The organism is Chryseobacterium sp. SIMBA_029 (assembly GCF_046535275.1).
GTDB lineage: Bacteria > Bacteroidota > Bacteroidia > Flavobacteriales > Weeksellaceae > Chryseobacterium.
On the sequence record NZ_JAWRXA010000835.1, the window covers coordinates 1 to 237 of the forward strand.

The 237-nt window shown below is 62.4% G+C and carries 1 protein-coding gene; it reads right to left on the bottom strand.

Going from position 1 to position 237, the window contains the following annotated elements:
- A partial coding sequence (locus SB679_RS26225; protein WP_410705346.1) for an NUDIX hydrolase occupies positions 1–237 on the bottom strand: 237 nt, incomplete at both ends.

Genomic DNA, 237 nt, shown 5'->3' on the forward strand with positions numbered 1-237 from the left:
CTGGTCGAAGAGGGGCGCCGTTGACTTTGACCGCCCAGTAGTGGACTACTTTGAGGCCGGCGTTCACGTGATAGTGGATCGGTGGCAGCGGGATGCCCAAACCTGCTTGGAGGGCGATCTCCTCGCGGACCTCACGCACTGCGCACTCCGGGACTGTTTCGCCGGCGTCGAGCTTGCCTTTGGGCCACGAGAAATCGTCGTATCGCGGCCGGTGGATCAGAAGGACTTCCAAGTGGC